This window comes from Pseudomonas sp. SST3 (genome assembly GCF_003325755.1).
Window position 1 is genome coordinate 1 of the sequence record NZ_QORI02000054.1, and the last position, 7,968, is coordinate 7,968.

The 7,968-nt window shown below is 53.1% G+C and carries 5 protein-coding genes and 1 pseudogene; 5 read left to right on the forward strand and 1 reads right to left on the reverse strand.

The features are described 5' to 3' along the window. Positions 1 to 219: 219 nt before the first annotated feature. Positions 220 to 492, reverse strand: a complete 273-nt coding sequence (locus tag DQ405_RS22880; RefSeq protein ID WP_241730131.1) for a hypothetical protein — start codon at positions 490 to 492, stop codon at positions 220 to 222. 853 nt (positions 493 to 1,345) lie between these two features. Between DQ405_RS22880 and DQ405_RS27240 the strand changes: the two are divergent. From DQ405_RS27240 to DQ405_RS22910, 5 genes and pseudogenes are all read left to right on the forward strand, one after another. After that, a pseudogene (locus tag DQ405_RS27240) lies at positions 1,346 to 2,669 on the forward strand (methyl-accepting chemotaxis protein); the annotation flags it as partial. A gap of 1,269 nt (positions 2,670 to 3,938) precedes the next feature. Continuing rightward, complete coding sequence (locus DQ405_RS22895) at positions 3,939 to 4,913, forward strand: hypothetical protein (RefSeq protein WP_168426255.1); 975 nt, start codon at positions 3,939 to 3,941, stop codon at positions 4,911 to 4,913. Positions 4,914 to 5,092: 179 nt separating this feature from the next. Next, on the forward strand, positions 5,093 to 6,187 hold the full coding sequence (locus DQ405_RS22900) for an ABC-three component system protein (protein ID WP_342030441.1): 1,095 nt from the start codon (positions 5,093 to 5,095) through the stop codon (positions 6,185 to 6,187). Positions 6,188 to 6,397: 210 nt separating this feature from the next. Further along, positions 6,398 to 6,859 (forward strand): ABC-three component system middle component 1, encoded by a 462-nt coding sequence (locus DQ405_RS22905; RefSeq protein WP_168426257.1) that lies wholly within the window; start codon positions 6,398 to 6,400, stop codon positions 6,857 to 6,859. Positions 6,860 to 6,947: 88 nt separating this feature from the next. Further along, on the forward strand, positions 6,948 to 7,968 hold a 1,021-nt coding region (locus tag DQ405_RS22910; RefSeq protein ID WP_342030442.1), incomplete at its 3' end, for an ATP-binding protein.

The window sequence follows — 7,968 nt, forward strand, 5'->3', positions numbered from 1 at the left end:
TTTCCAATCCTCCAGCATGCTCGCGCAAAATGTTTGCTGCCGCGGCGGGCGTCGGAATAGTGCTACTACCCGAGTTCGCGGACGCTAGCCGCTTCGGGCTACGTCGGCTATTAGCTGAAGACGTCCGCGTAACCCGAGACTTATGGCTAGGCGTACACCATGAACTACGATACATACCTCGCGTTAAAGCGACGGTCAGTTTCCTCGAGACTCTCTTTCTTAAGGATCCACTATTCGCTCAAACCGATTGATAGCCTGGGCGATAAATGTGGGCGAGTCGTCGTACACCAGCTCAGTTTTTGCTGGATCAATCAGGGTAACGTCTTCGAGCTGAGTGAGGAAAAGAGCATGACGATTGCGCACGGTTTCCGACACACCGATACAGGAGAGCTGCCAGCCACCAAGATTGCATTGGTCGGCGTTCTGGATAATCCACTCTTCATCGCGGATTAGTGCACGGGCACCGGGGGCCGGGGCTTGGGTCAGTTGCATGGTGCAATCCTTGTCAGGGCTTTAGGTGCGCAGCGAGCACTGGAAAAACGGAAGGCAATCACCACATCGGCCTACCCGTATCGGCACTGTCATCGATATTGAATTAATCGTCTGTCGCGTGGGTAGTTATGTCACCCAAGGGGGGCATAACGAGGTATAGGACACAACGCATATTGCCCCCAAGCAATCGGCTTTACGATTTTCACCACAGCGATGCGGCGGGTGGCACTTTACCAGCTTTTTAACCCAGAACTGGGCGAATGAGTTATGACGGAGGTACTCATCCCAACACGCAGCGCCATGCAAAACAGTACATACGGCTGGACTCGAAGCTACCGTTACCCAACAGATGCAGACCATTTCCCGTAGCAGATCTGACATTTTTACGCGCGAGTAATAGATGGAGTGGCTACCTGCCAATGCTGGAGTAGCCGTCCTACATACCTTGCGTGGTCAAACGGGTGACATCTGTGCGGCAGCAGTAGCTAATCTCGCATAGTAGATATCAAAGCGCCGCATCGAGCAGAGAGTAGCGTTATCGAAAACATCGGCTCTGCACTTATCCCCCCCTCTGTCGTCACTCTTAATACACTCCCAGTAGCTATACGAAGAGCGATTCAAGCGACGGCCCACTGCAAGTGGTAGTTGCATTTTTGCAATACTGATTGCGAAAACGCCGGTTATGGCAAACGCTTTATGCCGCCGATACTCCGTAAGTCAGCGCCTTAACTTTCGGAAAAATAATGACTAGAAGCTACTTTGACAGCAGGCTCCTGCAATCTATCGATACCCCTCAATTGCATAACTTGCAGAAACGGAATTGGACCACGCACCAATTCGGGGGTTATGTCATATGAAACTTCGTAGCAAGGTCATCCTTCTGGCGCTTGTCCCTACCTTTGTTCTTGCCGTGGCAGTGAGTGCGGTCTCAATAACCGTGCTATTTCGCTTGGCTCAGGAGGAGGTTGAGCAAGCCCGGCAACTACTGTTAAAAGAGCGTAGTGCAGCGCTCGAAAACCATGTCCAGATGGCTGTCTCTTCCGTAAAAGCCATCTATGACAGCTCGAGCTTTGGCGACGTGGAGGCCAGAGATCGCGCAGTGCAGATCCTGCGCAAGCTCTCCTATGGAGAACAGGGCTATTTTTTTGGATATGATCGAGACATCGTGCGACTGTTTTGGGCTGACAAGGATATCGACATAGGTGTTAGCTTTTATAACGCAATGGACGCTAACGGTGTTTACGTTATCCGTGAACTGAACCAGCTAGCGCGTGAGGGTAAACATTTCCTGCGCTACGACTGGCCCATGCCAGGCAGTGACAAGCCGGTACCGAAGCTCGGTTACTCAGTACTCCTAGACAAGTGGGACATGATGATCGGTTCCGCGGTAAACCTTGATGACATTGAGGAGGAAGTCAGTCGCATTGCGCAAACCCAATTCGCTCGAATCAATACTCTAGCCACAGGTATTGTGATTGCGGACCTGGTGTTACTGCTCTTGATTGCGGTCATCGCTGTGATCCTGGGTAATTCGATTATCAAACCTGTCTTGGTTATCCAATCCAATCTCGATGATATCGCCGCCGGTGAAGGTGATTTGACTCGTCGCCTACCTGTCACCAGCAAAGATGAACTTGGAGCCCTAGCCGATTCCTTTAACCAGTTTGTCGAAAAAATTCATGGGGTGGTGAGGCAGATTGTCGAGGTCACTCGCGATCTTGCTGAGCATTCAAAGGAAATGGCCGCCCAAGCACAACAAACTGAACTCGTGATGGATCGCCAAAAACTAGAAACAGACCAAGTCGCGACAGCGGTGCATGAAATGATCTGCTGCGTCACACGAAATCGCTCGTAGTGCTCAAAGCGCCGCTACTGCCGCTAAAAGAAACAGATGAGGTTGGGACTGTGCCCGGGAGGTCGTAAATGGAGGAATCGGGAGTATTCATTCATTGATTGAAGACGTGAAGGTGACGAGCATATCGTTAGACCGGCTTCAGCACGATGCGCAGTCAATTGTCGGTGTGCTTGACGTCATACGCTCAATCGCCGAGCAGACCAATCTGTTAGCGTTGAATGCTGCTATTGAAGCGGCTCGAGCCGGAGAGGCTGGCCGTGGTTTTGCAGTGGTCGCGGATGAAGTGCGAGCTCTCGCAAGCAGGACACAAAACAGTACCCAAGAAATTCAAGGCATGATTAATCGCCTCCAATCAGGCACCTCAGCTGCCGTGAAAGCGATGGTTTAGCTCCAGTGAAAAAGGCAAAATTTCTGGCGATCAAGCTAACGAGGCAGGTGATTCGTTAGACGCTATGGCTCAACTAGTCAGTACTATCAATGGTATGAGTGCTCAGATTGCCACCGCCGCTGAGGAGCAAAACAGCAGTCGCTGAGGAGATCAATCAAAGCATGACCAGTATTGCCCTAGCGGCTGAAACGGTTGCACAAGAAACTCAAAAGGGCGCCGCTACCGCAAGAAGTGTCGCTGGACTTGGTAGCAGGCTTGACGCACTTGTTAAACAATTCCGCATCTGATCTTTGTTGTCGCAATACCGATCATTGGTCTGCCCCCCCAGAATACGCTTACTGTGTGGTATCGAGTTCTTAGGTCATGAGCTCCGTTGCCTGGTGCTTTGACCCCCGGAGCCCGCTGCATGGGGCAAAAACAATGACCGAGGCCAGCCATTTGGCGACGAAAAGCCTAGATGTCGCAACCTAATCCGGCGAGACCGAGTTTGAGTGCACTGGTATCGGAAATATCGGGGCTTTGTGTCTGATCAGTTTCAGGATGTCCTGGGATATTTGAGTCGCTAGGACATCTTTCACTTCAGGGCTGTCGGCATCGTGACGGAGTCTGGAGTGACACCGCTGTCAGATGTCAGCTGCATCAGCGTTTAGCCCGTGGGCAACACCAAGCGCTCGGCAAATTGGCCGTCTCCCTGGCTGCGGGAATGTTGATGCCTCCGGGGGACACTACTGTACTTCAAGTCCTGCGCGAAGGGGCTTTCTGGCAGCGTTTAGATGAGCTGGGTCTGCTATCACTTCATTCCAATCACCTCTGACGCATGTGCCACAGCAGCAAATGCCTGCTGATCAGATCCATGCAATTACGTAGCGAATAAGAGAGGGGCGCTTGAGACCTACCCACTAGCTCCATACTGCACGCTTTAGTATCCTCGGACACTTAGCGCCAGAGGCGACGTGCCTATAGGCTTCATGTCGATCTACTAGGGATTGCAATGAACGAATTGGACTCGATCAATGGTGCGGAGGTACCAGGTTGGCCATCGATCTATGTGATAGGGTCGTATGACAGCCGCATTACGTTCTACTCACAGCAAGTCCGAGGCTTCAACCTGGCAAGTGCTCTGGTTGCTAATGGCATACTGCAGGGCAAGAGAAGGTTTGCTGTAATCGGCGCCGGGCCGCGGGATTATCTGTTTCCGCGGGGTTGTCGATCCTGAAGCCAGATTGTCATGTCGACGTGTTCGAGCGCGAGGAGCAAGCCTTACATTTGCAGCGAGGTTGCTTACAGCGCAACCTTCATCCCCACATTTATGAATGGCCTCGACAAGGTGCTCGTGAGGGAAGTGCTGGCCTGCCCTTTCTCAATTGGAGCGCAGGTACTGCAGACTCAGTTGCAGCCGAGGTTATGCGTCAGTTCGGAACACTTCAGGCGCATCGGCCTAATGCGCTAGCCATCAAGGTGCTGCGAGAAGTCACCGCCATTGAACGTATTGGCACGGCCGCCTATCGAGTTCGGCACCAGTCTGATCGGGGTGATGACCTATTAGCTGCGAGCTATGACGCTGTGTTCATAGCAATTGGCTTTGGTAGAGAGCGTCAGCTCGGTAATGCGCCTTGGAACTCATATTGGTCTGACCGAGGTGTCCCTGGGGCGCCACGATATGCTGATCACGATACAACCATTCTCATTTCAGGAGCAGGGGATGGTGGGCTAATCGATCTTTGCGCTGCAGCACTTCAAGATTTTGATCACACGGCTTTAATCGAACTGGTGACAACCTGGCCGGGCATCGAAGAGATCTCTGAGGCATTATTGCAAATTGATCTTGAGGCTGAGCAGTTCGGAAGGGGCTTCGACTTCCTTGCCGCGTACGGACGATTTGTAGGTCCACGGTTACGCGATGATGGTCTGATTGGCGAGATCGCAGGCCGTCTCCGTAAATCGTGTAAATATTATCTTCAAATACTCAGCGGGATGAGTTGTTGGTGCAACCAACTTCAACGCTCAACCGGCTATTGGTGTATCTGCTTTTCTCGGCTGCGCATGATGCCGGCCTACCAATTAGGCACCTACCTGGTGAGATTTCAGAGGATGTTGCGCGTCAGGGTTTCTATTTTGTTTCTGGAACAGAACTCAGGGTCGATGAGTTGTTTATACGCCATGGTGCGGCCAAGTTAGAGGCTTTTAGGCCCTTCGAGGATATTCGCGCCGCGTATGAAGCGAACCACGTGAACTGGCTAGCTGCTGATTCGAAGCGTTACTCCCCACCGCACCTATTCCCGAGTGCTGCTCAAGAGCTCGACCACGGTCTTGCCACCGCTAACGTTCCGGTCTCGCGTCATCTTCTCGCTGCTGCGGTGCAACAACAGCCGCAACGGGTTCGGATCGGCCTCGCTGACAGACCCCCATCCATCGTTTGGTCCGGCAATATTCGTCCGATTGATTTGTTAAGTTGGTGGGAAAACGCCGATCGAGCGTTAAACCTCGAGTGTGGCGCTAGGCCGACCGATCTTGGGAGCTTAGCGGGTGCAGTCGCCAGGTTCGTAATTCACGCCCGGCAGGTTCGTATGGAGACTGACGATCGCAGCTGGAACGAATGGTTAACATCGCTTACGCAAAGATCGCCACATGCTCATTCGTTACAATCTCCGATCATAGGGGCAGCAGTCGCTGCGCAAATGCAGTCCGCTATCATCAATGCAGATGTGGTCGCGGCTGAACTGCATGCAGGTATGGACATTTGGACACTTAATCAAGTCGATGAGCATTTGATGACCTACCTCACGACAGGTAGCGAGGCAGCGAACTGGGTAACGTGGAGGATTGAGCCCATTTTACGATCCGAAATGGCTCGGAGGTGGATTGCCTGGCAGATTCGCCTACGGGCCGATTTGGCTTTGCTTGGCAGGCTACTCCGATTGGCGGCATGCACTATAGAGGACGACGGCGACAACACCGATCGACAGGTTTTGGTGGGGCCGCTAAGAATGGCGAACATCATCCGAACGATTACTCTCGCGCTTGCTACTGCCGAGGCTTGGCCCAACTCATTTCCTCGGAGTGTGGCGCCAGGTAACTTTGACAACCGTGCTGATGATGGTACAGAAATAGCCACCATCCATGCCTCTGGTGCAGACCTAATCGAAGGTCGGAGCATCACATTAATGGCGACTCTTCATGCCTGGCAGACATCCTTTGTCCTGCTTTCAGAGCTGAATGCTCCTGCAAGTTTTGAGCAGGCCGGCCAACTATCCTTGTCAGATGCTGGACTGGGAGACATGAGGATGGACGCACCACCTACTCCATGTAATGTGATCATTGGTGTTGATGCGAGTTTTCAGAGAGCATTGGGCCTCGGAGCGCATGCGGTCGTTAACCATATCGCGGCCACTGAAGCTCGTTTGCGCCAGCAGTGGCAAGCCCAGATTGACACAGGGGAAGTGCAAGCATGAGCGAGCTCTTGAGCGATTTTGTGTCGCGCGTAATCTCCGCTGCAGGAGCATTAGATCTTGAGGCAGTGGTTCGGAGTGAATTGGCGTCAGCCGATTTTCGCGGTGGTGCTGGCGAGGATGTGCTGAGGGGCTCGCATCTTCCTGTCGATATCGACACCGTAACCATAGGCCATTTTCCGATCTTGTTCGGCCGTCTGCCTGTCTCGCCCGATGTTGCGTTGGTTCGTGACGGTGTTCGTCGATATCGAAATCAATGTGTTGTTTGCTCGCTCCCACTTAGCCCCTGGGCAGGTTCTGGACCTGCAGCTTTGGCTCGTTGGGCCGGACGGCAGTGAAGACGATCCAGAATGGCGAGCACTCGCTTTGGCGATTGAGCGAGATGACCGTGTTGCTAGAAAGCTTGTGTGGTTGCCGCCCGAGCGCTTAGACGAGCGTGATGAAGCATTCGCAGGATTTATAGCTCGTACGTTTTTGGCCCGCCCATGGGAAGCTTTACCACCGCAGCCTGCGGCCCCATTGGACCGTTTAAGCGCTCTTATTGACGTTGCGGCAGAGCTAGGTATCGAACAGTCCGTGGTTGATCGTTGGTTTGAACTGGCCGACTCTGATCTGGCAGATGGGGCTGAACTTATAGATGCACTCGTAGACGCCTGGCCGGAGATAACACCGTGAGTCTCTATCTTCAACGTATCCAACTTCGCAACTTCGTACATTTGGGCATTTCGATCTCGACCTTGCGGGCGCTCCCGGCGTCGTCATTATCACCGGACCGAACGGGTTAGGAAAAAGCTCCTTCTTCGACGCGATTGAGTGGGGGTTGACGTCAGAAGTAAAGCATTTCGAACGGTATCTCAGTAGAGGTAACACCGAGGCTGATTATCTGACGAGAGAGGGTGCTGAACGGTTCTCGCACGCTGTTAATCTGAGTTTCTCCGACGGCCATCAAGTTGAGCGTGAAGGTAATCGCAATGGACCTAGTGGAACTTCAGATCAAGACTTGAAAAGTCTTCTTGTTAGTCCAGGTTGGGGGCAGCAGGTGGATAGTCTTTCCACCTACTTGGCACTCACTCATTTCTTGGGGCAAGGATCACAACAGCGATTCATGTCGAGAGAGGCTCCCGAGCAGTGGAACGCCCTTCGTGTTCCTTCCGGAGTCGAGCGGCTAGAGCACATACGCAAGCGACTGCGCGGCCGCTCAGCAACACTAGCCCTGAAGCGAAAGGCCGAAACCGCTGCATTGGAGTTGAGTCGACACGAGGACCGTCTCGCCCAGTGGGATGCGCTAATCGAAAGACTACGGCGTCAGGAAGGAAGGACTGAAGCGGCCGGAGCTATTCCTCGAGATCAAATCATCCGTGGGGCTGAGGGTCTTAATCGACGCCTGTCGCTTGTGGCAGATGGAGCGATGGCTCACCCTGCAGTCGATCTGGAGCAGTTCCTTACGGAACTTCGAACTCGGATTGTCGATGCAAATAAAGCCATAGAAGTCGCGGAAAGTCGCCTCATGCAACTGGCTCGCATTCCTGAACAGCATGCCAATTTGTCGAGTCGGCAGTCCGCTGCGAGCGCTTCGCTCGTAACACTGCGTGCTGCAAAGATTGAGAGCGAGGAAGCGCTTAGTGCGCTGGAGGCTTCAGTCGAGATTCTGGATAGAAATTGGCGCGATATCTCCAAGCGAGGCCAGCGCTTGAGAGAGCGTATGGCGACTCTTCTAGGTGCTCAGACCGACTTGGACGAAGCTGCAGCAGCAGCTCGACGGCGGATTACGCTTGATGAAAAAA